This is a genomic window from Kocuria sp. HMSC066H03 (genome assembly GCF_001812045.1).
Lineage (GTDB): Bacteria > Actinomycetota > Actinomycetes > Actinomycetales > Micrococcaceae > Kocuria > Kocuria rhizophila.
In genome coordinates this window covers 304,498-330,451 of record NZ_KV807506.1, presented here as the reverse complement: position 1 = coordinate 330,451, position 25,954 = coordinate 304,498, and the positions used below count along the sequence as shown (strand labels likewise).

Below are 25,954 nucleotides of genomic sequence, written 5' to 3'. Positions count from 1 at the left end.
GGGCACGGGCTCAGCCACCGGCAAAGGGCGGCAGGACGTCCACGGTGGCGCCGGGAGCCACGGGCGAGAGCGGATCCTTGGCGGCCACGCCGTCCACGAGCCACGAGCAGCGGGGGAGCACCTGCGCGAGGGCGGGCTCACCGGGCGGAGCCACGGGGTGCAGGCTCACGAGCAGCTGCGCCAGGTCGGTACGGCTCAGCGCCAACGGCGTGGCCACGTGCTCCTCCTCGGTGCCGGCGGCGGCGGCCGCCGCGGCGAAATACCTCACGCGCACCGCGTCAGCCCCCGATCGCGCTCATGCTGCGGTCCGGCTGGATGTAGTCCCCGGAGTCCAGACCGGTGTGCTCCATCCCGTGCGCCCTGGGTTTGACCCACATGGCCTCGCGCCAGCGCTGGGTCACCTGGGCGTCGGTGGCGCCGGAGCGCAGGAGGTGCATCAGGTCGGTCTCGTGGTGGGAGAACAGGCACGAGCGCACGTGGCCCTCGGCGGTGATGCGGGTGCGCGTGCAGTCCTCGCAGAACGGCTCGGTCACCGAGGCGATGATGCCCACGGTGCCCACCACCCGGTCCTCGGCCCTCCGGCGCACGAGGTACTTCTCGGCGGGCGCGCCGGCCCGGGGTGCGGTGTCCGGGGTGAGGTCGAAGTCCCGGGAGAGGCTCTCGCGGATCTGCGCGGCGCTCACCATGTTCTCCCGGGTCCAGCCGTGGTCCGCGTCCAGGGGCATCTGCTCGATGAAGCGCAGGTCGCACGCGTTCTCGAGCGCCCAGTGCAGCAGCTCGGGCGCCTCGTGCTCGTTGACGCCCCGCATGAGCACCGCGTTGATCTTCACGGGGCTCATCCCCGCGCGTCGGGCCGCGGCGACGCCGTCCAGCGCCTCGGTGAGCCGCCCACGGCGAGCGAGACGTTCGTAGGTCTCCGCGCACAGGGTGTCCAGGGAGATGTTGATCCGCGTCATTCCGGCGTCCGCGAGCCCCTGTGCCCGGGCGGCCAGTCCGATCCCGTTGCTCGTCATGGACACGGGTACGCCCGGCAGCGCGGTGTTCAGGGCCTGCACCAGCTGCTCGAGGTCCGGCCTGATGAGAGGTTCACCCCCGGTGAGGCGGATCTCCCGCACTGCGAACTCGGTCACGGCGATGCGTGCGAGCCGCACGATCTCCTCGACCGTCAGCAGGGACTCTCGGGGGAGCCACTGCATGCCCTCCGCGGGCATGCAGTAGGTGCACCGCAGGTTGCACTTGTCGGTGATGGAGATGCGCAGGTCCGTGGCGGTTCGTCCGAAACGGTCCGTCAGCGGTCCCTGCGTGGGCACTCCCCGCGTGGGAAGCACTTGGGGGTTGCCGAGGAAAACGGACATGCGCCCCAGTGTAGGTCTCCACCCCGACACCCTCGCCGCCCCCGGGAGGGTGACTACCCTGGACCCATGTCCCGCACCCCGTCCGCGCACCGCACCATCTCCGAGCACCGGGAGGCGGTCCGGGCCCTGCTCCGCTGCGCCCGCGCCCGGGGCCGCGAGGACGACGCCGCACGGCCGGTTCCACTGGCGGCGGCTCGCGGGCGCGTGCTCGCGGAGGATCTCGTGGCTCCTCTGGACCTGCCACCCCACACGAACTCGCAGATGGACGGCTTCGCGGTGCGGGTCGCGGACCTCGCCCCCGCGCACAGGGCAGGGCAGGTCACGCTCCCCGTGCACGGCACCCGCGCCGCCGGGGCCGCCCCGGCGCCCCACGTCCCCGGCACCGCGACCGCCGTGATGACCGGGGCAGTGCTCCCCGAGGGAGCCGATGCCGTGATCCCCGTGGAGCGCGTCCTGCCCCCGCGCTTCGACACCCCCACCGTCACGGTTGCCGCCGCCGACGTCCCGCGGGAGGGCAGCTTCGTGCGGGAGGCCGGCAGCGACGTCGCCCGGGGGGAGGTGGCACTGCCCGCCGGAACGGTGCTCGGAGCCGCCGCGCTGGGGGCGTGCGCGGCGCTCGGGCTCACGGGGGAGGACCCGGTGACGGTGCAGCACGGTCCGCGTGTGCTCGTGGTCAGTGGCGGGGACGAGGTGGTGCCCGCCGGCAGACCGCTGCCCGCGGGGTCCGTGCACGACGCGAACGGGCCGCTGCTCGAGGCGTGGCTCACCGGCCAGGGTGCCGCGCGCGTGAGCCGGCTGCGCGTGGACGACGACCCCCACGCGTTCCTCGGTGCCCTCCGTGCGGCACTGGAGGAGTCACGCGCGGACCTCGTGGTCACGAGCGGAGGCATCAGCGCGGGTGCCTTCGAAGTGGTGCGGCAGGGTCTTGAACGGGCGGGCACGCGGATGTGGTTCGGCCACGTGGACATGCAGCCCGGCGGCCCGCAGGGCTGCGGGCTGCTCCGGGGGACACCCGTGCTGTGCCTGCCGGGCAATCCCGTGAGCACGTGGGTCTCGTGCGAGGTGTTCCTGCGCGCCGCGCTCGCGGACGTGTGGGCCTGCTGCCCGCCCGCGCGCTGGACCTCTGCCCGGCTGGACGCCCCGGTGGAGCCCTTGGAATCCCGCACCCAGCTGCGTCGGGGCACGCTGCTGCCCACCGCGCCTGCGCGGGTCGCGCTGGTGGGCGGCGCGTCCTCCCACCTGCTGACCGCGGCCGCGCGGGCGGACGTGCTCGTCCGCATCCCGCCCGGCACCGGTACCCTGCCCCGGGGGACCGAGATGGACATGCTCGTCCTCGACGGCGGGGTGGTGACCCGGTGCTCGGAGACCTCGGACGAGGCGGCCGGGGCACCTCGCGGAGCTCGGAACGGACCGTGAGACCGGAACGCACACCCGCCCGGCCGGTGAGCCCGGTGCGCACCACGACACGACACGCACGGCGCCCCACGGCGCACGACCACAAGGAGAACAGTGAGCGATCAGCCCGAGGACAGGACGCCGCAGCGTCTCACGCACGTGCGCGAGGACGGCACGGCGCACATGGTGGATGTCAGCGAGAAGGCCGTGACGTCCCGGGAGGCCACGGCCCAGGCCGTGCTCGTCACGCGCCCGGACGTGGTCGAGCTGCTCGCGAACGGGGACCTGCCCAAGGGTGACGCCCTGGCCGTGGCTCGGATCGCGGGCATCATGGCGGCCAAGCGCACGCCGGAGCTGGTGCCCCTGTGCCATCCGTTGCCGTTGAGCAAGGTGACCGTGGACCTCGAGCCGCAGCGGGACAGGGTGGTCGTGCAGGCCACCGTGCGCACCCGCGGTGTCACCGGTGTGGAGATGGAGGCGCTGACCGCCGCGAGCGTGGCGGCTCTCACGCTGTACGACATGGTCAAGGCCGTCGACAAGGCCGCCAGCATCGAGGACACCCGGGTGCTGGCCAAGTCGGGCGGCAAGAGCGGTGACTGGAGCGCATCGTGAGCGGACACGGCGAGCGGCACGTGGGCGCCCAGCGTCCCGCCCACCGGGACGAGATCGGCGACTTCCACCTGGTGGGACGCCGGGCGGAGGTCGTGATCGTCTCCAGTTCCGCGGCCGCGGGAACGGCGCAGGACCTGTGCGGACCTGTGCTGCGGGACTGGCTCGAGGGCAGGGGTCTGCGGACCAGGGTGCACGTGGTTCCGGACGGACCGGAGGTGCTTACCGCACTGCGGCGTCTCACTGCGCACTCCCACACGGAGGAGGGGCCGCGGTTCGTGGTCACCTCTGGGGGAACGGGGCTGAACTCGGACGACGTGACTCCCGAGGCCACTGCCGCGGTGCTGGAACGTCAGTCCCCGGGCATCGTGCACGCGCTGTGGGCGCAGGGTCTTCAGAAAACTCCCACCGCCGCGATGAGCCGCGGCGTGGCCGGTCAGGTGGGGCGGACGTTCGTGGTGAACCTCCCGGGCTCGCGCGGCGGGGTCAAGGACGGGATGGCGGTGCTGGATCCCCTCATCGACCACATCAGCGCGCAGCTGGAGGACGTCCACGGCCACGGGGAGGACCGCTCGGCGACCCGCTCCGGTGACAAGGTGCTCCCCGCGGCCGAGGACGACTCCCACCCGGACGACGCGGACGCCAGGGTGGTCGCCGGCACCACTGCCACCTGCGGGCCGGGGCCGGCACACGACGCCGCCCGGGCCGCGGTCCCGGACGCGGCGGCGTCGTCCCCGGGCGGTGACCCGCGCTGCGGGCCCGCGGCGGAAGACCCCGTGCTCCGGGCTCGGATCACGGAGGAACCGCTCGACGGGGACCTCGCACGGCGCGAGGTGGCCGACCCCGGCTGCGGCGCGGTGGTCGGCTTCAGCGGGGTGATCCGCGACCACGACGGCGGCAGGAGCGGCGTGACGGGGCTCGAGTACAGCGCGCACCCCGCGGCTCAGCAGGTCATGACGGACACGGTGCGCGAGGTCGCCCGTGACCACCCGGGGGTCCGGCTGTGGGCCGAGCACCGCATCGGGGCGCTCGCCGTGGGGGACAGCGCCCTGGAGGTCGCGGTGGCCGCGGCCCACCGTGCGGAGGCCTTCGCGGCGTGCTCCCGGCTGGTAGACCGCATCAAGGAGTGCGTGCCCATCTGGAAGCGGGAGAGCTTCGAGGACGGGCGGCACACCTGGGTGGGGCTGGACGCCTGAGATGGTGGCGCGCAGAATCGTCCCCGCCCGTGTGCGGAGCTTCGACGCCACCGGAGAGCTCGCCGCGGGGCCGGACCGGCTCGCGGGGGAGGAGCCGCTGGAGATCCGCCTGGACGGTGAGCCGTTCACCGTGACCATGCGCACTCCCGGGGACGACTTCGAGCTCGTGACCGGCCTGCTGCTGAGCGAGGCCGTGATCACGGAGATCTCCCACGTGCTCAAGATGGACTACCGCTCGGGGGTGGACCAGGACGGGCACCGCACGTACAACGTGGTGGATGTGCGGCTCTCCCCCCGTGCTCCGGGCCCGGACCGCGGCGCGCGGCGCCAGGTGTTCACGAGCTCCTCGTGCGGGGTGTGCGGCACGCCGTCCCTGGACTCCGTGGTGAAACCGAGTGCGCACCCGGTGGCCCCGCCCCGCCCCCTCGTGAGCGCGGCGCGGCTCGTCTCGCTGCCCGACGAGCTGCGCGGGCACCAGCGGATCTTCGATGCCACCGGGGGAGTCCACGCCGCGGCCCTCTTCCCCGTGGGGCGGGACGAACCGCTGGTGGTCCGGGAGGACGTGGGGCGCCACAACGCGGTGGACAAGGTGGTCGGCTGGGCCGTGCAGCGTGGGCTGCTTCCTCTGGACGAGGTGGTGCTGCAGGTCTCCGCCCGGGCGTCCTTCGAGCTCGTGGGCAAGGCGGCGATGGCCGGGATCCCCGTGCTCTCCGCCGTCAGCGCGCCCTCGGCGCTCGCCGTCAGCTCGGGGCGGGAGCGCGGTGTCACCGTGGTGGGGTTCAACCGCCGGGGCCGGTGCAACGTCTACAGCTTCCCGGAGCGCATCACGGGACGGTGATCCGCGCGACCGCCGTGACGCGCGGATCACCTCGCTGGGCGACCACCCCGCTGGGCGGCCGACGCGGCGCAGCCGTCGCGCCCCGGGGAAGGGCCGCTCCCGACCCCACCCGCGCTCACGGCCACGCCCCGGGCGGGCGGTGGCCGCGGGAAATTGCATGGGCCCACCCCTCTGGGGTACGGTGGTGGCACCAAAGACCGCCGGTCATCATGTGCACCTCGGTGTGCGTGGTCTAAGAGGTTCTCGGCAACGGGAACCGTCCAGCGCAGGTGAACCAGCACGAATCCTTCATCGGACCACGCACTCACGTGTGCGCATCCGAGCATGGTCGAGCCCCGGGCATCTGCGCGGGGCTTTTGTCGTGTCAGCCTCCGGCGGACACGGAGCCGGCATCCACATGTAAGGAAGGAGCACCATGGCGAATCCTGAAAAGGCTGCCGCGGTTGCAGAGTTGAAGGACTTGTTCTCCAACTCGCACGCTGCCGTCCTGACGGAGTACCGCGGGCTCACCGTGGCTCAGCTGAAGACGCTGCGCCGTGCACTCGGTGAGAACGCCGAATACGCCGTGGTGAAGAACACGCTCACCGCCATTGCCGCGCGTGAATCGGGCATCGAGGCGTTCGAGGGCCAGCTCACCGGCCCCTCGGCCATCGCCTTCGTGTCCGGTGACGCCGTCGAGGCCGCCAAGAGCCTGCGTGACTTCGCCAAGGACAACCCCCAGCTGGTCGTCAAGGGCGGTTACCTGGACGGCGTCGCAATGGACGAGAACGAGATCAAGAAGCTTGCGGACCTCGAGTCCCGCGAGGTTCTGCTGGCCAAGGTCGCCGGTGCCGCCAAGGCGTCGATGTCCAAGGCCGCCGCGCTGTTCCAGGCCCCGCTGTCCAAGACCGTGCGCACCGCGGATGCGCTGCGCGCCAAGCTGGACGAGCAGGGCGAGAGCGCTGCCTGATCCCCTTCGGGGAACCCCAGGTTCCGGGTGGTCGGGCCCCGTCCCGCACAGACCCGTGTTCTTCCCACGCACACCTCGTCGGAGCCACCCGCTCCGGCACCACGTACAAGTAAGGAGCCAACACCATGGCTAAGCTGACCACCGAAGAGCTCATCGAGGCCTTCAAGGAACTGTCCCTCATCGAGCTGTCCGACTTCGTGAAGGCCTTCGAGGAGACCTTCGACGTCACCGCTGCCGCCCCCGTGGCCGTGGCCGGTGCGGCCCCCGCCGGCGGCGACGCCGGTGCCGCTGAGGAGGAGAAGACCGAGTTCGACGTCATCCTCGAGTCCGCCGGTGACAAGAAGATCCAGGTCATCAAGGAAGTTCGCGGCCTGACCTCCCTGGGCCTGAAGGAAGCCAAGGACCTCGTGGACAGCGCCCCCAAGGCCGTCCTCGAAGGCGCCACCAAGGAAGCCGCTGACAAGGCGAAGGAAGCCCTCGAGGGCGCCGGCGCCACCGTCACCGTCAAGTGATCCGGGGCGCCTCGCGCGCCTGCCGAGCCCGAGCGAGCGTGCTCTGACGCCGCTCGACCGGCTCACCCCAGAACCCCGCACCGCACGGTGCGGGGTTCTGCGCATCCCGGGCCACGTGCGTCGCCCCCGGACGGGGGCATTCACGTCGTCGGTGTGATGTGCGAAACTGTCTCCTGACCATTCGGCCGTCACAGTGCGGCGGGAGAGCGTGGCGGGTCAGGGGCGGGGAACCGTCCAGGACCGCGCCACCGCCGAAGGAGCAAACCCTCCCCGGGAATCTCTCAGGCACCCGTACCGCCGCACCAGGCCACTCTGAAGAGCTCACGGTCCTGCGGGACGGGGAGCACCGGCGGGGCAGGTCGGTGGCACGCCGCGGGCGGCCCCGGCGAAATCTCTCAGGTCATGGAACAGAGCGGGGAGGACTCATCGGGCACGCCGTGCCCACGAGCAGCCCAGGAGACTTTCGCATGTCGTTCCTGTCACGCCACATCGGCCCCGACGCCGATGACCTCACCACCATGCTCGGCGCCGTGGGCGCCGAGAGTCTGGACCAGCTGATCGACCGCGCCGTCCCGGAGAGCATCCGGATGCGCGAGTCCCTCGACCTGCCGGAGCCCCTTGACGAGCCCGAGGCGCTGTCCGCGCTGCGCCGGATCGCCTCCCGCAACACCGTGATGCGCCAGATGATCGGCCAGGGCTACCACGACACCGTGACGCCCGCCGCGATCCGCCGCAACATCCTGGAGAACCCGGGCTTCTACACGTCCTACACCCCGTACCAGCCGGAGATCTCCCAGGGCCGCCTGGAGCTGCTGCTGACCTTCCAGAACGCCGTCATCGACCTCACCGGTCTGGAGGTCGCGAACGCGTCGCTGCTGGACGAGTCCTCCGCCGTGGCCGAGGCAGTGCTCATGATGCGCCGCGCCAACCGCCGTTCCAAGAGCATGCGTGTCCTCGTGGACAGCCGCAGCCTGCCGCAGACGCTGGCCGTGCTCACCGGACGCACGCGCGCCGCGGGCATCGAGCTGGTGCTCGCGGACCTCGGCGATCCCGACGCCGCCGCGCAGGCGATCTCGGACGGTGACTTCTTCGGCGTCGTCGTCGCGCAGATCGGCGCGGACGGGGACGTCACCGATCCCACCGCCGTGATCGAGGCCGCCCACGAAGCCGGAGCGCTCGTGAGCGTGAGCACTGACCTGCTCGCCCTGACCATGCTGCGCAGTCCGGGGGAGATGGGCGCGGACATCGCGGTGGGCTCCGCCCAGCGCCTCGGCGTGCCCCTGTTCTTCGGCGGGCCCCACGCGGCGTTCCTGGCGTCCCGCAAGGGCACGGAGCGCTCCCTGCCCGGGCGCATCGTGGGTGTGTCCACGGACTCCTCCGGCGCTCCCGCCTACCGCCTGGCGCTGCAGACGCGTGAGCAGCACATCCGCCGCGAAAAGGCCACCTCCAACATCTGCACCGCCCAGGCGCTGCTGGCCATCGTGGCCGCGGCGTACGCGGTGCACCACGGTCCGGTGGCGCTGCGCGCGCTGGCGGAGCGGCTGCACGGCATGGCCGCGGACCTTGCAGCAGGACTGCGGGCCCGTGGCATCGAGGTGGCCCACGAGCGCTTCTTCGACACGGTGACCTTCTCCGTGCCCGGCCAGGCCGACGCCGTCGTGGCCGCCGCCGCGGACCGGGGGTACAACCTGCGCCGCGTGGACGGCGACACCGTGGGCGTGAGCTTCGGCGAGCCGCACACCGACCGGGACGTCGTGGAGGTCCTCACCGCCGTGACCGAGGCGTGCGGCGCCGCCGAGGGCGAGTCCGAACCGGGCGGCTCCGCGTTCGAGCTGCCGGAGGCGCTGCTGCGCACGGACGAGTACCTGACCCACCCGGTGTTCCACACCCACCGCTCGGAGACCTCGCTCATGCGCTGGCTGCGCGAGCTGTCGGACAAGGACCTCGCGCTGGACCGCACCATGATCCCGCTGGGCTCGTGCACCATGAAGCTCAACGCGGCCGCAGAGATGGAGCCCATCTCGTGGCCCGAGTTCGCGAGCATCCACCCCCTGGCCCCCGAGGACCAGACCCGCGGGTGGACCGAGCTCATCGAGCAGCTGCAGGGCTGGCTCGCGGAGATCACCGGATACGCCGCGGTCTCCGTCCAGCCGAACGCGGGTTCCCAGGGCGAGCTGGCCGGCCTGCTGGCCATCCGCCGCTACCAGGTGGACCGCGGCGAGCACCAGCGCAAGACCATCCTGATCCCCTCCTCGGCCCACGGCACCAACGCGGCGTCCGCGGTGCTCGCGGACCTCAAGGTCGTGGTGGTGGCCACCGCCCAGGACGGCACGATCGACCAGGACGACCTCCGGGCGAAGATCGACTCCGTGGGGGACGAGCTGGCCGGCATCATGGTCACCTACCCCTCCACCCACGGCGTGTACGACACCGACATCACCGAGGTCTGCGCCGCGGTGCACGACGCCGGCGGGCAGGTCTACGTGGACGGCGCCAACCTGAACGCGCTCATGGGCCTCGCACGTCCCGGCCGCTTCGGCGGAGACGTCTCCCACCTGAACCTGCACAAGACGTTCTGCATCCCGCACGGCGGCGGCGGGCCCGGCGTGGGCCCCGTGGCCGTGGCCGAGCACCTCGTGCCCTACCTGCCCGGCAACCCGGCCACGGCAGACCTCGACGAGCGCGGCGCGGGCTTCCCCGTGGCCCAGGCACCGCACGGTTCCGCAGGCGTGCTGCCCATCACGTGGATGTACATCGCCATGACCGGGGCGAAGGGGCTCACCGAGTCCTCCCGCACGGCCGTGCTGGGTGCGAACTACATCTCCCGCCGGCTCTCGGACGTGTTCCCCACGCTCTACACGGGGGACGGCGGGCTGGTGGCCCACGAGTGCATCCTGGACCTGCGCCCCATGACCAAGGCCTCGGGCGTCACGGCCGAGGACGTGTGCAAGCGGCTCGTGGACTTCGGCTTCCACGCGCCCACGCTCGCGTTCCCCGTGGCGGGCACCCTCATGGTGGAGCCCACCGAGTCCGAGGGGATCGAGGAGCTGGACCGCTTCATCGAGGCCATGCGGACCATCCACGCGGAGATGCAGGAGATCGCGGACGGGAAGGTCTCCCTGGAGGAGTCCGTGATCCGCCACGCGCCGCACACCGCCCAGGTGCTCACCGCGGACGACTGGGACCGGTCCTACTCCCGCAGCCAGGCCGGCTACCCCGTGTCCGGGCTGCGCCGCGTGAAGTACTGGCCCCCCGTGGGGCGCATCGACAACGCCGCCGGTGACAGGAACCTGGTGTGCGAGTGCCCGCCGATCGAAGCGTTCGACGCCGCGCACGCCGCCGCGTCCGGAGAGGAGAAGTGATGAGCGAGCGTCAGACCGCACTGCACGCGGCCCACGAGCGCCTGGAGGCCCGGTTCACCGACTTCGGCGGCTGGTCCATGCCCGTGCGCTACGCGAGTGACACCGCCGAGCACCATGCCGTGCGCCGTGGCGCCGGGATCTTCGACCTCTCCCACATGGGCGAGGTGGAGGTGACCGGGCCGCAGGCCGGGGCTTTCCTGGACCACGCCCTCGTGGGTGTGCTGTCCGGCATCGGCGTGGGCCGGGCCAAGTACTCGGTGATCGTGGACGAGGACGGCCGCGTGCTGGACGACCTCATCACCTACCGCCTGGGCGAGGACCGCTACCTCGTGGTGCCGAACGCCGGCAACCAGGACACGGTGGTCGAGGCGCTGCAGCAGCGGGCCGAGGGCTTCGACGTCACGGTGCAGAACCAGGGCCCTGAGACGTCCCTGATCGCTGTGCAGGGACCCCGGGCGCTCGAGGTGCTCCGGGCCACCGGACTGAACCCCGCCGAGGAGGTGGCGGGCCTGAAGTACTACGCGTGCGCCGTCGCCCGCTGCGGCGGTGTGGACGTGCTGGCCGCCCGCACGGGCTACACCGGTGAGGACGGCTTCGAGCTGTACTGCGCGAACGCCGATGCCGAGACGCTGTGGAACGCCCTGCTCGCGACCGCCGAGGAGCTCGGCACCGAGGACGCACCCGTGCAGCCCGCGGGACTGGCGGCACGGGACTCCCTGCGCCTGGAGGCGGGCATGCCGCTCTACGGTCACGAGCTCTCGACCGAGATCACGCCCGTGGAGGCGGGACTGGGCAAGCTCGTGGAGGTCGCCCTGCGCAAGAAGGACGAGGCCGGGACCCGCACCGTGGGCCACGACGCCCTGGCTGCCATGCTGCAGAACGCTCCCGAGCGCACCCTGATCGGGCTGGAGGGTCTCGGGCGCAAGCCCATCCGTGCCGGGTACACGTTGCTCGCGGGGGAGCGGACCGTCGGTGAGGTCACGAGCGGCCTGCCCTCGCCCACCCTCGGCAAGCCCGTGGCCATGGCCCTCGTGGCCACGGACGCGCTCGACGAGATCGCCGCCGGGAACGTGAGTGTCCAGGACGCCCGCGGCCGCGGCGTCGAGGTCGCGCAGACCGCGATGCCGTTCTACAAGCGGGGCTGAGCGCACCACGCACGACCCCCAGGGGTGGTGCCACGAGCGGGCCTGTCGGGAGTAGCCTCCTGGCAGGCCCGCTCCGTCGTACGAGACCCGACCACCGTGCGGGCCGGGACAGGCCCACCGCGCGGGAGCGGGGTGGGCGGAGAAGGAGACACCGTGTTCCTGCGAGACGTCGCCCCCGGGATCCACATGATCCAGAACCACCACGTCAACTGCTACCTGCTGGAGGACTCGCGCGGGCTGACGCTCGTGGACGCGGGGCTGCCGCGGGTGTGGAACGAGCTGGGGTGGGCGGTGCGCGAGCTCGGGCGGACACCGCAGGACATCCGGGCTCTCGTGCTGACCCACGCGCACTTCGACCACGTGGGGGTCGCGGCCAAGCTCGTGCGACGCCTGGGGATCCCCGTCTACGCCCACGAGAAGGAGCGCCACCTCGCGGCGCACCCCTACTCCTACGCCCACGAACGTCCCACGGCGGTGTACCCGCTGCGCCACCCCCGTGCCGTCCCCGTCCTGGGATCCATGCTGGCGGGCGGGGCCGCCGCCGTGCGCGGGGTGGACGTCACCCGGGAGCTCACCGCGGGACAGACGGTGCCCGTCCCGGGAAGCCCCCGGGTGGTGGCCACCGCGGGGCACACCTGGGGGCACTGCGCGCTGCACCTTCCGGACGCCGACGCCGTGATCACGGGGGACGCCCTCGTGACCCTCGACCCCTACACCGGTCTGACCGGGCCGCGCATCGTGGCCGGTGCGGCCACCGCGGATGCGGACATGGCCCTGGCTTCCCTCGCGGCGATCGCGGACACCGGGGTGGGGCTGGTGCTGCCCGGTCACGGAGATCCGTGGCGCCTCGGTGCGGTCCGGGCGGTGTCGCAGGCGCGCGCGAACGGCGTCGCCTGAGCGCCGACCGGGCATCTTACGGCCCGGGCGGGGTTTCGTCCAGCAAGGGTGTGGACAAGCCCCGGTGGTTCGCCTAAGCTAGTACTTTGCGTTGTCCCTTATACATGCGTGCCTTCATATAGCGGTGGGCGCCGCAGGGGCGGTCCGCGACACTCGTCGTCGCCGGCCCCTTTCTCTCTCCCCGGGAACCTCGCGTATTCACTGCATGTCTGTGGAAGGATCACATCTTGGTCGCCTCGAGCACCGATACGAACGTCTCCGCCAACCACCCCACGAGCGACAACATTCCGCGTCGCATATCCTTCGCGAAGATCCACGAACCGCTGGACGTCCCCAACCTGCTCGCGCTGCAGACCGACAGCTTCGACCGCCTGGTGGGCAACGAGCGCTGGCAGGCCCGCGTGGTCGAGGCCCAGGAGACCGGTGACACCAGCGTGTCCACCACGTCCGGGCTCTCGGACATCTTCGAGGAGATCTCCCCGATCGAGGACTTCCAGGGGACCATGTCCCTCTCGTTCTCCGAGCCGGAGTTCTACGACCCGAAGTACACCATGGACGAGTGCAAGGACCGCGACGCCACCTACTCGGCGCCGCTGTACGTCAAGGCCGAGTTCATGAACAACAACACGGGCGAGATCAAGCAGCAGACCGTGTTCATGGGCGACTTCCCGCTGATGACGGAGAAGGGCACGTTCGTGATCAACGGGTCCGAGCGCGTCGTGGTGTCGCAGCTGGTGCGCTCCCCGGGTGCCTACTTCGAGAAGGGCCAGGACCGGACGTCCGACAAGGACATCTACTCCGCCAAGATCATCCCCTCCCGCGGTGCGTGGTTCGAGCTCGAGATCGACAAGCGCGACCAGGTGGGCGTCCGCCTGGACCGCAAGCGCAAGCAGTCCGTCACGGTGCTGCTCAAGGCGCTGGGCTGGAGCGAGGCCAAGATCCTGGAGGAGTTCGGCGAGTTCGACTCCATCCGCGCAACCCTGGAGAAGGACACCACGGAGTCCCGCGAGGACGCCCTGCTGGACATCTACCGCAAGCTGCGCCCGGGGGAGCCGCCCACGGTCGACGCCGCGCAGTCCCTGCTGGACAACATGTACTTCAACCCCAAGCGCTACGACCTCGCCAAGGTGGGCCGCTACAAGCTCAACCGCAAGCTGGGCCTGGACAAGCCGTTCTCGGACCCGGACGCCTCCGTGCTGTCCCTGGACGACATCGTGGCCATGATCCGCTACCTCGTCACCCTGCACGACGGCGGCTCCACCATGCCCGGCACCCGTGACGGCGAGGCCCGCGAGATCCACGTGGACGTGGACGACATCGACCACTTCGGCAACCGTCGCATCCGCGCCGTGGGCGAGCTGATCGAGAACCAGATCCGCACCGGCCTCTCCCGCATGGAGCGCGTGGTGCGCGAACGGATGACCACCCAGGACGTCGAGGCGATCACGCCCCAGACCCTGATCAACATCCGTCCCGTGGTGGCCGCGATCAAGGAGTTCTTCGGAACCTCCCAGCTGTCCCAGTTCATGGACCAGAACAACCCGCTCGCGGGTCTGACCCACAAGCGCCGCCTGTCCGCGCTGGGCCCCGGCGGCCTCTCGCGCGACCGTGCGGGCATGGAGGTCCGTGACGTCCACCCCTCGCACTACGGCCGCATGTGCCCGATCGAGACCCCTGAGGGCTCCAACATCGGTCTGATCGGCTCGCTCGCGACCTACGCGCGCATCAACCCGTTCGGGTTCATCGAGACGCCCTACCGCAAGGTCGTGGACGGCACCGTGACCGACGACGTCGTCTACCTCACCGCGGACGACGAGCGCGGGCTCACCATCGCGCAGGCCAACGCGCCCCTGACCGACGACGGCCACTTCGCCGAGGACGCCGTCCTCGCCCGTGCCTCCGACGGCTCCGGCGAGGCCGTGCTCGTGGACCCGACCGACATCGAGTTCATGGACGTCTCCCCGCGCCAGATGGTGTCGGTGGCCACCGCCCTGATCCCGTACCTCGAGCACGACGACGCCAACCGCGCGCTCATGGGCGCCAACATGCAGCGTCAGGCCGTGCCGCTGCTCACCTCCGAGGCACCCCTCGTGGGCACCGGCATGGAGCGCTACGCCGCACTGGACGCCGGGGACTCCGTCCTGGCCACCAAGCCGGGTGTCGTCGAGGAGGTCTCTGCGGACCTCGTCACGGTGCTCAACGACGACGGCACCACCAAGCTCTACCCGATCAACAAGTTCGTGCGCTCCAACCCGGGCAACACGTACAACCAGCGCGTGATCGTGTCCGAGGGCCAGCGTGTGGAGCCCCGCACGGTGATCGCCGACGGTCCCTCCACGGACCACGGTGAGCTCGCACTGGGCAAGAACCTGCTCATCGCGTACATGTCCTGGGAGGGCCTCAACTACGAGGACGCCATCATCCTCTCCCAGCGCATGGTCTCCGAGGACGTCCTCACGTCCATCCACATCGAGGAGCACGAGATCGACGCCCGCGACACCAAGCTCGGTGCCGAGGAGATCACGCGTGACATCCCGAACGTGTCGGAGGAGGTGCTCTCTGCTCTGGACGAGCGCGGCATCATCCACATCGGCGCCGAGGTCCAGGCCGGCGACATCCTCGTGGGCAAGGTCACGCCCAAGGGCGAGACCGAGCTGACTCCCGAGGAGCGCCTGCTGCGCGCCATCTTCGGCGAGAAGTCCCGCGAGGTGCGCGACACCTCCCTCAAGGTGCCCCACGGCGAGTCCGGCACCGTGATCGGCGTGCGAGTCTTCGACCGCGAGGACGAGGACGACGACCTGCCCGCCGGCGTCAACCAGGTGGTGCGCGTCTACGTGGCGCAGAAGCGCAAGATCACGGACGGCGACAAGCTCGCCGGACGCCACGGCAACAAGGGCGTCATCTCCAAGATCCTGCCCGTCGAGGACATGCCGTTCATGGAGGACGGCACCCCGGTGGACGTCATCCTGAACCCGCTGGGCGTGCCCGGCCGCATGAACCTGGGCCAGGTGCTCGAGGTCCACACCGGCTGGCTGGCCAAGCAGGGCTGGAACATCGAGGGCGACCCCGAGTGGCTCAAGGGGCTCAGCAACTTCCCCAAGAGCTCCGGACCCACCAACGTGGCCACCCCGGTGTTCGACGGCGCCCGCGAGGACGAGATCTTCGACCTGCTGGACCACACCAACCCCACGCGGGACGGTCAGCGCCTGATCGGGCGCTCCGGCAAGGCCCGGCTGTTCGACGGCCGCTCCGGCCAGCCGTTCCCGGACCCGGTCTCCGTGGGCTACCAGTACATCTTGAAGCTCCACCACCTGGTGGACGACAAGATCCACGCCCGCTCCACCGGTCCGTACTCCATGATCACCCAGCAGCCGCTGGGCGGTAAGGCGCAGTTCGGCGGTCAGCGCTTCGGTGAGATGGAGGTGTGGGCGCTGGAGGCGTACGGCGCCGCCTACACCCTGCAGGAGCTGCTCACCGTGAAGTCCGACGACGTCCACGGCCGCGTGAAGGTGTACGAGGCCATCGTCAAGGGCGAGAACATCCCCGAACCGGGTGTGCCCGAGTCCTTCAAGGTGCTCATCAAGGAGATGCAGTCCCTGTGCCTGAACGTGGAGGTTCTCTCCGCGGACGGCAACACAGTGGAAATGCGTGATTCCGAGGACGACAGCTTCCGGGCTGCCGACGAGCTCGGCATCGACCTCTCCCACTCCGAGCCCAGCTCGGTCGAAGAGGTCTGAGACCCCGCTCATCCACAGATCAGCTCGTCACACTTCAGGATTTTACGAAAGAGGGACAGGACCTTATGTCCAACGATTCTTCACTGGGTCTCATGCAGATCGGCCTGGCCACCGCGGATCAGATCCGCGGCTGGTCCTACGGCGAGGTCAAGAAGCCGGAAACCATCAACTACCGCACGCTCAAGCCCGAGAAGGACGGCTTGTTCTGCGAGAAGATCTTCGGTCCCACCCGGGACTGGGAGTGCTACTGCGGCAAGTACAAGCGCGTGCGCTACAAGGGCATCATCTGCGAGCGCTGCGGCGTGGAGGTCACGCGTGCCAAGGTGCGTCGTGAGCGCATGGGCCACATCGAGCTCGCCGCTCCCGTGACCCACATCTGGTACTTCAAGGGCGTTCCCTCGCGCTTGGGCTACCTGCTGGACCTCGCGCCCAAGGACCTCGAGAAGGTCATCTACTTCGCGGCGTACATGATCACGTCCGTGGACGAGCAGGCGCGTCACGACGACCTGCCCAACCTGCAGGCCGCGATCGACCGCGAGAAGAAGCAGCTCGAGGACACCCGGGACGCGGACATTAACGCGATCGCCCGCGATCTCGAGACCGACCTCGCGCGTGTCGAGGAGGAGGGCGGCAAGGCCGCCGAGAAGCGCAAGCTGCGCGACTCCGCCGACCGCCAGATGGCGAACGTGCGCAAGCGCGCCGACCGCGAGATCGACTACCTGGAGAAGGTCTGGGACCGCTTCAAGAACCTCAAGGTCAACGACCTCGAGGGCGACGAGGCCCTGTACCGCCAGATGGTGGACCGCTACGGCATGTACTTCGAGGGCTCCATGGGCGCTGAGTCCATCAAGAAGCGCCTCGAGACGTTCGACCTCGCGGCCGAGGCCGAGGCGCTGCGCGAGACCATCGCCACGGGCAAGGGCCAGCGCAAGACCCGCGCCCTGAAGCGCCTCAAGGTGGTCAACGCGTTCCTCACCACGGACAACTCGCCGCTCGGCATGGTCCTGGACGCCGTTCCGGTGATCCCGCCGGAGCTGCGCCCCATGGTGCAGCTGGACGGTGGCCGGTTCGCGACCTCCGACCTCAACGACCTCTACCGTCGGGTGATCAACCGCAACAACCGCCTGAAGCGTCTGCTGGACCTCGGTGCCCCCGAGATCATCGTGAACAACGAGAAGCGCATGCTGCAGGAGGCCGTGGACTCGCTGTTCGACAACGGTCGCCGCGGCCGTCCCGTCACGGGTCCGGGCAACCGTGCCCTGAAGTCCCTGTCCGACATGCTCAAGGGCAAGCAGGGACGCTTCCGCCAGAACCTGCTGGGCAAGCGCGTGGACTACTCCGGTCGTTCCGTGATCGTGGTGGGTCCGCAGCTGAAGCTGCACCAGTGCGGTCTGCCCAAGCAGATGGCGCTGGAGCTGTTCAAGCCGTTCGTGATGAAGCGCCTGGTGGACCTGAACCACGCTCAGAACATCAAGTCCGCCAAGCGCATGGTGGAGCGCTACCGTCCCCAGGTGTGGGACGTGCTGGAAGAGGTCATCACCGAGCACCCGGTGCTGCTGAACCGTGCGCCCACCCTGCACCGTCTGGGCATCCAGGCTTTCGAGCCGCAGCTCGTGGAGGGCAAGGCCATCCAGCTGCACCCGCTCGTGTGCGGCGCGTTCAACGCGGACTTCGACGGTGACCAGATGGCGGTTCACCTGCCGCTGTCCCCGGAGGCGCAGGCCGAGGCCCGTGTGCTGATGCTGTCCTCGAACAACATCCTCAAGCCCTCGGACGGCAAGCCGATCGCCCTGCCCTCGCAGGACATGATCATCGGCCTGTACCACCTCACCACCGTGCGTGAGGGCTGGGCGGGGGAGGGCAACAGCTACTCCTCCGTGGCCGAGGCCATCATGGCCAACGACTCCGGCGAGCTGCACCTCAACGCCAAGTGCAAGATCCGCCTCGAGGACTTCGTGCCCTACGCGGGCTGGGAGGCCCCGGAGGGCTGGGAGCCGGGTCAGCCCGCCGTCGTGGAGACCACCCTGGGGCGCGTGCTGTTCAACGAGACGCTGCCCGAGGACTACCCCTGGGACGAGAACGTCGCGGACAAGAAGCACCTGTCCGCGCTCGTGAACGACCTCGCGGAGCGCTACCCAATGACCCGCGTGGCCAAGACGCTGGACAACCTCAAGGACGCCGGCTTCCACTGGGCCTCGCGCTCGGGCGTCACCGTGGCCATCTCGGACATCGCGACCCCGCCGGAGAAGCCTGCCATCATGGAGGGCTACGAGGCGCAGGCCGCGCGCATCCAGGGCCAGTACGACAAGGGTCTGATCGACGACGACGAGCGCCGCTCGGAGCTCATCGACATCTGGTCCAAGGCCACCGACGAGGTTGCGCAGGCCATGCGCGACAACCTGGAGCCCACCAACACCATCAACCGCATGGTGTCCTCGGGCGCTCGAGGCAACTGGATGCAGGTCCGCCAGATCGCCGGCATCCGTGGCCTCGTGGCCAACCCCAAGGGCGAGATCATGCCCCGTCCGATCAAGTCCTCCTACCGTGAGGGCCTGTCGGTGCTGGAGTACTTCATCGCGACCCACGGTGCCCGAAAGGGTCTCGCGGACACCGCGCTGCGTACCGCCAACTCGGGCTACCTGACCCGTCGTCTGGTGGACGTCTCGCAGGACGTCATCGTGCGCGAGTCGGACTGCCAGACCGTGCGCGGTCTGACGTTGCCGCTGGCGGACATCACGGACACCGGCGTGCGCACGCTCGGCGAGGACGTGGAGAACACGGTGCACGGCCGCGTGCTGGCCAGCGCCGTGGCGGACGAGAACGGCGAGGTGCTGGCCGAGGCCGGCGCGGACATGTCCGACGCCATGATCGAGAAGCTCTACAACGCCGGTGTGGACCAGGTGCGCGTGCGCTCGGTCCTGACGTGCGAGTCCGCCGTGGGCGTGTGCGCCGCGTGCTACGGCCGGTCGCTGGCCACCAACCAGCTGGTGGACATCGGCGAGGCCGTGGGCATCGTGGCCGCGCAGTCCATCGGCGAGCCCGGTACCCAGCTGACCATGCGCACCTTCCACACCGGTGGTGTGGCGTCCTCGGACGGTGACATCACGCAGGGTCTGCCCCGAATCCAGGAGCTCTTCGAGGCCCGCACCCCCAAGGGCGTGGCCCCGATCTCCGAGGTGGCCGGTCGGATCCGCATCGAGGACACCGACAAGTCCCTCAAGATCGTGGTGGTCCCGGACAACGGCGACGAGGAGTTCGCCTACCCGGTACTGCGCCGTGCCAAGCTGCTCGTGGCGGACGGCGAGCACGTCGACGTCGGCCAGCAGCTCGTCACCGGTGCGGTGGATCCCAAGGAGGTGCTGCGCATCCGCGGGCCCCGCGAGGCGCAGAAGCACCTCGTGGACGAGGTTCAGGGCGTATACCGCTCACAGGGCGTGGGCATCCACGACAAGCACGTGGAGGTCATCGTCCGGCAGATGCTGCGTCGCGTGACCATCATCGAGTCCGGTGACACCGCGCTGCTGCCGGGTGAGCTGGTGGACAACGTGCGCTTCCTCGAGGCCAACCGCGGTGCGGTGGCCGAGGGCAACCGTCCCGCCGCCGGTCGTCCGGAGCTCATGGGCATCACCAAGGCCTCGCTGGCCACGGACTCGTGGCTGTCCGCCGCGTCCTTCCAGGAGACCACGCGTGTGCTCACGCAGGCCGCCATGGAGGGCAAGTCGGACCCGCTGCTGGGTCTCAAGGAGAACGTCATCATCGGCAAGCTCATCCCCGCGGGTACCGGTCTGGACCGGTACAACAGCGTGGACGTGGAGCCCACCGAGGAGGCGAAGGCCCAGATGTTCACGGACCCGTCCGCGTTCGCCGACTTCAGCTACGCCGAGGAGAACGCCGGCGGACTGGGCTCCGAGTTCCAGGCCATCCCGCTGGACGACTACGACTTCGGCAACTGAGTCGCCCGCACTGCCGGTCCCGCGCCACGGGCGCGGTGACTGCGTGGTGAAGAGCGACTGAGTTCCGACCCGGCCCGGGTGGGTCTCCCGCACGAGGGAGGTCCACCCGGGCTTCGTCGTGTCCGGGCTCCTGTCGTTGGTCCAGACGCGGACGGCCGCAGGGGGAAGGGGCGCAGATTGGTGAGAGCCGAGATCAAAGAACAAACGCATGCAGTTGACCGCGCACGAAGCTTCCACTGCCAGCCCATAAGGCAAACGAAAACAGTTGTCCAGACCGGGCCGGCGCGTGGTGGAAGGGTGGCCGCACGGGCTGCTGTCCGGCGGGTGGCCCGCACGTGAGGCCGCGACGGCTCGCGGGAGTTTCCAGGACGGTCCCTCTCCGGTTCCGCGGACCGGACGGGTCTGATACGATGGGGCAGAATTGCTCGATTCCGGGCATTCTGCAATGAGATGGCAAATCGGACCCTGTCCTGTGGTACGCACCCTGTACCTAGATGCCATCTTTCGTCATGCTCAGGGGAGGATCCGCGGCGCGGAACCTGCCCGCGAGCACCCCGGGATCAATGTTCCGTCACCGGCGGGCCCGGCAACCACCGGACTCCGCTCCAACAGGAGGCACTGTGCCAACTATCCAGCAACTGGTCCGCAAGGGCCGGCACTCCAAGGTCGTGAAGACCAAGGCTCCCGCGCTCAAGGGGAACCCCATGAAGCGCGGCGTCTGCACCCGCGTGTTCACCACCACCCCCAAGAAGCCGAACTCGGCGCTGCGCAAGGTGGCCCGTGTCAAGCTCAACGGCGGCGTGGAAGTCACCGCCTACATCCCCGGCGAGGGCCACAACCTGCAGGAGCACTCCATCGTGCTCGTGCGCGGCGGTCGTGTGAAGGACCTCCCCGGTGTCCGCTACAAGATCGTGCGCGGCGCGCTCGACACCCAGGGTGTCAAGGGTCGCCAGCAGGCCCGCTCCCGCTACGGCGCCAAGAAGGAGAAGAAGTAATGCCTCGTAAAGGTCCCGCTCCCAAGCGCCCCCTCGTCGTCGATCCCGTCTACGGCTCGCCCGTGGTCACGCAGCTGATCAACAAGGTCCTGCAGGACGGCAAGAAGTCCACCGCCGAGCGCATCGTCTACGGTGCCCTCGAAGGTGTGCGCAACAAGACCAACTCCGATCCGGTGGCCACCCTGAAGAAGGCCCTGGAGAACGTGAAGCCGGCCCTCGAGGTCCGCTCCCGTCGCGTCGGCGGCGCCACCTACCAGGTGCCCGTCGAGGTCAAGGCCGGTCGCGCCCAGGCGCTCTCCCTGCGCTGGCTCGTGGGCTACTCCAAGGCCCGTCGTGAGAACACCATGACCGAGCGCCTGCAGAACGAGATCCTCGATGCCTCCAACGGCCTCGGTGCCGCTGTCAAGCGCCGCGAGGACACCCACAAGATGGCCGAGTCCAACAAGGCCTTCGCCCACTACCGCTGGTAAAATTCGGTAGTCCTGTCGGCCCCGCGGATCCGCGGGGCCGACTTCCAGGGCCCGGCACCACCTTTTACGAAGGGAACCATCGTGGCACTCGACGTGCTTACCGACCTCAACAAGGTCCGCAATATCGGCATCATGGCTCACATCGATGCCGGTAAGACCACGACCACCGAACGCATCCTGTTCTACACGGGCATCAACCACAAGCTCGGCGAGACGCACGACGGTGCCTCCACGATGGACTGGATGGCCCAGGAGCAGGAACGCGGCATCACCATCACCTCCGCCGCGACGTCGTGCTACTGGCACGACTACCAGATCAACATCATCGACACCCCGGGTCACGTGGACTTCACGGTCGAGGTCGAGCGCTCCCTGCGCGTGCTCGACGGCGCCGTGGCGGTCTTCGACGGCAAGGAGGGCGTGGAGCCCCAGTCCGAGACCGTGTGGCGCCAGGCCGACAAGTACGAAGTGCCCCGCATCTGCTTCGTCAACAAGATGGACAAGCTGGGCGCCGACTTCTACTTCACCGTGGACACCATCAAGTCCCGTCTGGGTGCCACCCCGCTCGTGCTGCAGCTGCCGATCGGCGCGGAGAACGACTTCGTGGGCGTGGTCGACCTCATCACCATGAAGGCCCTGGTCTGGGAGGGCGACTCCAAGGGTGACGTCTCCCTGGGTGCCAAGTACGAGACCCGTGAGATCCCCGAGGACCTCCAGGACCGCGCCGCAGAGTACCGCAACCAGCTGGTCGAGGCCGTGGCCGAGGCCGACGACGACCTCATGGAGAAGTACCTCGGCGGCGAGGAGCTGACGGAGGACGAGATCAAGCTCGGCATCCGCAAGCTCACCATCTCCTCCGCCGCGTACCCCGTTCTGTGCGGCTCCGCGTTCAAGAACCGCGGCGTGCAGCCCATGCTCGACGCCGTGGTGGACTACCTGCCCTCCCCGCTCGACGTGGAGGACGTGCAGGGTCACGCTGTGAACGACGAGGAAGAGGTGCTCACCCGCACCGCAGACGCCAACGGCCCGTTCGCCGCGCTGGCGTTCAAGGTCGCGTCGCACCCGTTCTACGGCCAGCTCACGTACATCCGCGTGTACTCCGGCAAGGCCAAGGCCGGCGAGCAGGTCCTGAACTCCACCAAGGGCAAGCGCGAGCGCATCGGCAAGCTCTTCCAGATGCACTCCAACAAGGAGAACCCGGTGGAGGAGATCTCCGCCGGTCACATCTACGCGGCCATCGGTCTGAAGGACACCACCACGGGTGACACCCTGTGCGACTCGTCCAGCCCGATCGTGCTGGAGTCCATGAGCTTCCCCAAGCCCGTGATCTTCGTGGCCATCGAGCCCAAGACCAAGGGCGACCAGGAGAAGCTCTCCACCGCCATCCAGAAGCTCTCCGCCGAGGACCCCACCTTCACGGTGTCCCTCAACGACGAGACCGGCCAGACCGAGATCGGCGGCATGGGCGAGCTGCACCTGGACATCCTGGTGGACCGCATGAAGCGCGAGTTCCGCGTGGAGGCCAACGTGGGCAAGCCCCAGGTGGCCTACCGCGAGACCATCAAGAAGGCTGTCGAGAAGGTCGACTACACCCACAAGAAGCAGACGGGTGGCTCCGGCCAGTTCGCCAAGGTGCAGGTCTCCTTCGAGCCGTTGCCCCTGGACGCCGAGGAGCTGTACGAGTTCGACAACGCCGTGACCGGTGGTCGCGTGCCGCGCGAGTACATCCCCTCCGTGGACCACGGCATCCAGGACGCCATGCAGCTCGGCATCCTCGCCGGCTACCCGGTCGTGGGCGTCAAGGCCACGCTGGTCGACGGCGCCTACCACGACGTCGACTCCTCCGAGATGGCGTTCAAGATCGCCGGCTCCATGGTGTTCAAGGAGGGTGCGCGCCGTGCCAACCCGGTGCTGCTCGAGCCGCTCATGGCCGTCGAGGTCCGCACGCCCGAGGAGTACATGGGTGACGTCATCGGCGACCTGAACTCCCGCCGTGGCCAGATCCAGTCCATGGAGGACGTCACGGGTGTCAAGCTCGTGCAGGCTCTGGTGCCGCTGTCCGAGATGTTCGGCTACATCGGCGACCTGCGTTCCAAGACGCAGGGTCGCGCCGTGTACTCGATGCAGTTCGACAGCTACTCAGAGGTTCCCAAGGCCGTGGCCGAGGAGATCATCCAGAAGAACCGCGGCGAGTGAGCCATCGGGGTTCGCCCCGAGATTTCAGTAAATTCGTAATCCAGAAGTAGACTTGCACAGGTTTCGACACGCTCAGCGCCGATGCGCTGTGGTCACATGCTCCGGTGCCCGGAGCAGTCGAGCAAGTCTCACCTCAATGTTCTAGGAGGAACACATCATGGCGAAGGCCAAGTTCGAGCGCACCAAGCCGCACCTCAACATTGGCACCATTGGCCACGTTGACCACGGCAAGACCACGCTCACCGCTGCAATCTCCAAGGTCCTGGCTGACAAGTACCCGGACGTCAACGAGCAGCGCGACTTCGGTGCCATCGACTCCGCCCCGGAGGAGAAGCAGCGCGGCATCACGATCAACATCGCGCACATCGAGTACCAGACCGACAAGCGTCACTACGCCCACGTGGACGCCCCGGGTCACGCCGACTACGTGAAGAACATGATCACCGGTGCGGCTCAGATGGACGGCGCGATCCTCGTGGTCGCCGCCACCGACGGCCCCATGGCGCAGACCCGCGAGCACGTGCTGCTCGCCCGCCAGGTGGGCGTGCCCTACCTGCTGGTTGCGCTGAACAAGTCCGATATGGTGGACGACGAAGAGCTGCTCGACCTCGTCGAGATGGAGGTTCGCGAGCTGCTGTCGGACCAGGGCTTCGACGGTGACAACGCCCCCGTGGTGCGCGTCTCCGCTCTGAAGGCCCTCGAGGGCGACGCCCAGTGGGTCAAGTCCGTCGAGGACCTCATGGAGGCCGTGGACGAGAACGTGCCGGATCCCATCCGTGACACCGACAAGCCCTTCCTCATGCCCATCGAGGACGTCTTCACCATCACCGGTCGTGGCACCGTGGTGACGGGCCGCGCCGAGCGCGGCACCCTGCCGATCAACTCCGAGGTCGAGATCGTGGGCATCCGCCCCGTGCAGAAGACCACGGTCACCGGCATCGAGATGTTCCACAAGCAGATGGACGAGGCCATGGCGGGCGAGAACTGCGGCCTGCTGCTGCGCGGTCTCAAGCGTGATGACGTCGAGCGCGGCCAGGTCGTGTGCAAGCCGGGTTCCATCACCCCGCACACCGACTTCGAGGCCAACGTCTACATCCTGTCCAAGGAAGAGGGCGGGCGTCACAACCCGTTCTACTCGAACTACCGTCCGCAGTTCTACTTCCGCACCACCGACGTCACCGGCGTCATCACGCTGCCCGAGGGCACCGAGATGGTCATGCCCGGCGATAACACCGAGATGACGGTCGAGCTGATCCAGCCGATCGCCATGGAGGACGGCCTCGGCTTCGCCATCCGCGAGGGTGGCCGCACCGTTGGCTCGGGTCGTGTGACCAAGATCATCAAGTGATCATATGATGATCGGGGAGAGGTTCTGAACTAATCCCTTGCGAAGCCCCGTGGTTCCCCGGAACCACGGGGCTTCGTCGTACCCGCGAGCTACGCCGAGGTTTTCACGTCCCCAGGTTCCCCGGTGACCCGGTGCCGCGGGTCGACGCCGCCGGCGGCCGGCGATCGCTGTCGCAGCGGTGCGCCCCGGTGCATGACACCTGGGACTACCGGCGGCGGCCACCTGACCTCGCGTTCCCGAGTCGGGCGGGGCGACGTCGTTCGGCCCGGGCGAGCGTCCCAGGTGCGGTCTCCCAGGTTGCGCCGCTGCTGTTCTCTCTGGCAGAATGGTCGCTGTTGTTCGCTCAGCGGCGCGTGCTTCACGCGCGGCGGCACCAACGCCTCGTACGTCGCAGGAACCGGGTGCAATGCAGTTGTGTAGCCGAAGCACTCGTGACGCACGCAGCACCGCGCGGCCGCGCCGCGGACAACCACTCATCACCGGCACCATGTCATTGTGCGAGTTCGGTAGCGTCGTCCACCGCGACACGCCCGAGTTCGGGTGCCGGAGCCCCGGCAGGGTGAGGAACCCGGAATCGTCCGGATTCAGTCTGTGCGGGGTGGTGGCAGAGGCCGCCGAACACAAGGAGCCCTGGGCTCCATACAGGGAAGTACTTGAAGAAAGAGAGTCACGACGCCATGGCGGGACAGAAAATCCGCATCCGGCTGAAGTCCTATGACCACGAGGTCATCGACGTCTCGGCCCGGAAGATCGTTGAGACGGTGACGCGCGCAGGCGCCACGGTGGTGGGACCCGTCCCGCTGCCCACCGAGAAGAATGTGTACTGCGTCATCCGGTCGCCGCACAAGTACAAGGACAGCCGCGAGCACTTCGAGATGCGCACGCACAAGCGGCTGATCGACATCATCGACCCCACGCCCAAGGCTGTCGACTCGCTCATGCGTCTCGACCTGCCCGCTGACGTGAACATCGAAATCAAGCTGTAAAAAGGATCGCA

18 protein-coding genes and 1 riboswitch are annotated in these 25,954 nt (G+C 69.1%); of the genes, 16 read left to right on the top strand and 2 right to left on the bottom strand.

Going from position 1 to position 25,954, the window contains the following annotated elements:
• Nucleotides 1-10: 10 nt before the first annotated feature.
• Both HMPREF2833_RS04925 and moaA read right to left on the bottom strand, forming a co-directional pair.
• Entirely contained in the window at nucleotides 11-274 is a 264-nt protein-coding gene (locus HMPREF2833_RS04925; protein WP_019309665.1) for a MoaD/ThiS family protein, read from the bottom strand.
• Nucleotides 275-278: 4 nt separating this feature from the next.
• Complete coding sequence (moaA, locus tag HMPREF2833_RS04920; RefSeq protein WP_019309664.1) at nucleotides 279-1,355, bottom strand: GTP 3',8-cyclase MoaA; 1,077 nt, start codon at nucleotides 1,353-1,355, stop codon at nucleotides 279-281.
• Nucleotides 1,356-1,421: 66 nt separating this feature from the next.
• Here moaA and glp point away from each other — a divergent pair, with 66 nt between their 5' ends.
• The 16 genes from glp (at nucleotide 1,422) to rpsJ (ending at nucleotide 25,943) form a co-directional block, all read left to right on the top strand.
• On the top strand, nucleotides 1,422-2,771 hold the full coding sequence (gene glp / locus HMPREF2833_RS04915; RefSeq protein ID WP_019309663.1) for a molybdopterin molybdotransferase MoeA: 1,350 nt from the start codon (nucleotides 1,422-1,424) through the stop codon (nucleotides 2,769-2,771).
• A 93-nt stretch (nucleotides 2,772-2,864) separates the two neighbouring features.
• Nucleotides 2,865-3,362, top strand: a complete 498-nt coding sequence (gene moaC, locus HMPREF2833_RS04910) for a cyclic pyranopterin monophosphate synthase MoaC (RefSeq protein WP_019309662.1) — start codon at nucleotides 2,865-2,867, stop codon at nucleotides 3,360-3,362.
• Nucleotides 3,359-4,555: a molybdenum cofactor biosynthesis protein MoaE gene (locus HMPREF2833_RS04905; protein WP_019309661.1), complete on the top strand. Its 1,197-nt coding sequence runs from the start codon at nucleotides 3,359-3,361 to the stop codon at nucleotides 4,553-4,555. The genes moaC and HMPREF2833_RS04905 overlap by 4 nt, the downstream gene beginning before the upstream one ends.
• Before the next feature lies 1 nt (nucleotide 4,556).
• A complete protein-coding gene (gene fdhD / locus HMPREF2833_RS04900; protein ID WP_019309660.1) occupies nucleotides 4,557-5,393 on the top strand; it encodes a formate dehydrogenase accessory sulfurtransferase FdhD in 837 nt (278 codons plus the stop codon).
• A gap of 415 nt (nucleotides 5,394-5,808) precedes the next feature.
• On the top strand, nucleotides 5,809-6,342 hold the full coding sequence (gene rplJ / locus HMPREF2833_RS04895; RefSeq protein ID WP_019309659.1) for a 50S ribosomal protein L10: 534 nt from the start codon (nucleotides 5,809-5,811) through the stop codon (nucleotides 6,340-6,342).
• A 125-nt stretch (nucleotides 6,343-6,467) separates the two neighbouring features.
• On the top strand, nucleotides 6,468-6,854 hold the full coding sequence (gene rplL, locus HMPREF2833_RS04890) for a 50S ribosomal protein L7/L12 (RefSeq protein WP_019309658.1): 387 nt from the start codon (nucleotides 6,468-6,470) through the stop codon (nucleotides 6,852-6,854).
• Between the two features lie 189 nt (nucleotides 6,855-7,043).
• Nucleotides 7,044-7,161, top strand: a riboswitch (glycine riboswitch).
• 160 nt (nucleotides 7,162-7,321) lie between these two features.
• Entirely contained in the window at nucleotides 7,322-10,216 is a 2,895-nt protein-coding gene (gcvP, locus tag HMPREF2833_RS04885; RefSeq protein WP_019309657.1) for an aminomethyl-transferring glycine dehydrogenase, read from the top strand.
• On the top strand, nucleotides 10,216-11,361 hold the full coding sequence (gene gcvT / locus HMPREF2833_RS04880) for a glycine cleavage system aminomethyltransferase GcvT (protein ID WP_019309656.1): 1,146 nt from the start codon (nucleotides 10,216-10,218) through the stop codon (nucleotides 11,359-11,361). The genes gcvP and gcvT overlap by 1 nt, the downstream gene beginning before the upstream one ends.
• Nucleotides 11,362-11,514: 153 nt before the next feature.
• Nucleotides 11,515-12,258, top strand: coding sequence for an MBL fold metallo-hydrolase (locus HMPREF2833_RS04875; protein ID WP_019309655.1), 744 nt, complete (start codon nucleotides 11,515-11,517; stop codon nucleotides 12,256-12,258).
• Nucleotides 12,259-12,485: 227 nt separating this feature from the next.
• Nucleotides 12,486-15,995 carry a DNA-directed RNA polymerase subunit beta gene (gene rpoB / locus HMPREF2833_RS04870; protein ID WP_070636808.1) on the top strand — a complete coding sequence of 1,170 codons (3,510 nt, stop codon included), beginning with the start codon at nucleotides 12,486-12,488 and terminating at the stop codon, nucleotides 15,993-15,995.
• A 65-nt stretch (nucleotides 15,996-16,060) separates the two neighbouring features.
• On the top strand, nucleotides 16,061-19,948 hold the full coding sequence (locus HMPREF2833_RS04865) for a DNA-directed RNA polymerase subunit beta' (RefSeq protein ID WP_070636807.1): 3,888 nt from the start codon (nucleotides 16,061-16,063) through the stop codon (nucleotides 19,946-19,948).
• A gap of 620 nt (nucleotides 19,949-20,568) precedes the next feature.
• Nucleotides 20,569-20,943 carry a 30S ribosomal protein S12 gene (gene rpsL, locus HMPREF2833_RS04860; protein ID WP_012397684.1) on the top strand — a complete coding sequence of 125 codons (375 nt, stop codon included), beginning with the start codon at nucleotides 20,569-20,571 and terminating at the stop codon, nucleotides 20,941-20,943.
• The gene (gene rpsG, locus HMPREF2833_RS04855; protein ID WP_012397685.1) at nucleotides 20,943-21,413 is read left to right on the top strand and encodes a 30S ribosomal protein S7; all 471 of its coding nucleotides are present in this window, start codon (nucleotides 20,943-20,945) and stop codon (nucleotides 21,411-21,413) included. Before rpsL ends, rpsG begins: the two co-directional genes overlap by 1 nt.
• Before the next feature lie 81 nt (nucleotides 21,414-21,494).
• Nucleotides 21,495-23,609 (top strand): elongation factor G, encoded by a 2,115-nt coding sequence (gene fusA, locus HMPREF2833_RS04850; protein WP_019309652.1) that lies wholly within the window; start codon nucleotides 21,495-21,497, stop codon nucleotides 23,607-23,609.
• 157 nt (nucleotides 23,610-23,766) lie between these two features.
• Nucleotides 23,767-24,957: an elongation factor Tu gene (tuf, locus tag HMPREF2833_RS04845; protein WP_019309651.1), complete on the top strand. Its 1,191-nt coding sequence runs from the start codon at nucleotides 23,767-23,769 to the stop codon at nucleotides 24,955-24,957.
• A 677-nt stretch (nucleotides 24,958-25,634) separates the two neighbouring features.
• Entirely contained in the window at nucleotides 25,635-25,943 is a 309-nt protein-coding gene (gene rpsJ, locus HMPREF2833_RS04840; protein ID WP_003803825.1) for a 30S ribosomal protein S10, read from the top strand.
• Nucleotides 25,944-25,954 lie beyond the last annotated feature (11 nt).

Excerpts from the sequence above, each read along its gene's own strand:
- moaA (WP_019309664.1), bottom strand. The coding sequence starts at position 1,355 with ATGTCCGTTTTCCTCGGCAACCCCCAAGTGCTTCCCACGCGGGGAGTG.
- glp (WP_019309663.1), top strand. The coding sequence starts at position 1,422 with ATGTCCCGCACCCCGTCCGCGCACCGCACCATCTCCGAGCACCGGGAG.
- fdhD (WP_019309660.1), top strand. The coding sequence starts at position 4,557 with ATGGTGGCGCGCAGAATCGTCCCCGCCCGTGTGCGGAGCTTCGACGCC.
- rplJ (WP_019309659.1), top strand. The coding sequence starts at position 5,809 with ATGGCGAATCCTGAAAAGGCTGCCGCGGTTGCAGAGTTGAAGGACTTG.
- rplL (WP_019309658.1), top strand. The coding sequence starts at position 6,468 with ATGGCTAAGCTGACCACCGAAGAGCTCATCGAGGCCTTCAAGGAACTG.
- gcvP (WP_019309657.1), top strand. The coding sequence starts at position 7,322 with ATGTCGTTCCTGTCACGCCACATCGGCCCCGACGCCGATGACCTCACC.
- gcvT (WP_019309656.1), top strand. The coding sequence starts at position 10,216 with ATGAGCGAGCGTCAGACCGCACTGCACGCGGCCCACGAGCGCCTGGAG.
- HMPREF2833_RS04865 (WP_070636807.1), top strand. The coding sequence starts at position 16,061 with ATGTCCAACGATTCTTCACTGGGTCTCATGCAGATCGGCCTGGCCACC.
- rpsG (WP_012397685.1), top strand. The coding sequence starts at position 20,943 with ATGCCTCGTAAAGGTCCCGCTCCCAAGCGCCCCCTCGTCGTCGATCCC.
- tuf (WP_019309651.1), top strand. The coding sequence starts at position 23,767 with ATGGCGAAGGCCAAGTTCGAGCGCACCAAGCCGCACCTCAACATTGGC.
- rpsJ (WP_003803825.1), top strand. The coding sequence starts at position 25,635 with ATGGCGGGACAGAAAATCCGCATCCGGCTGAAGTCCTATGACCACGAG.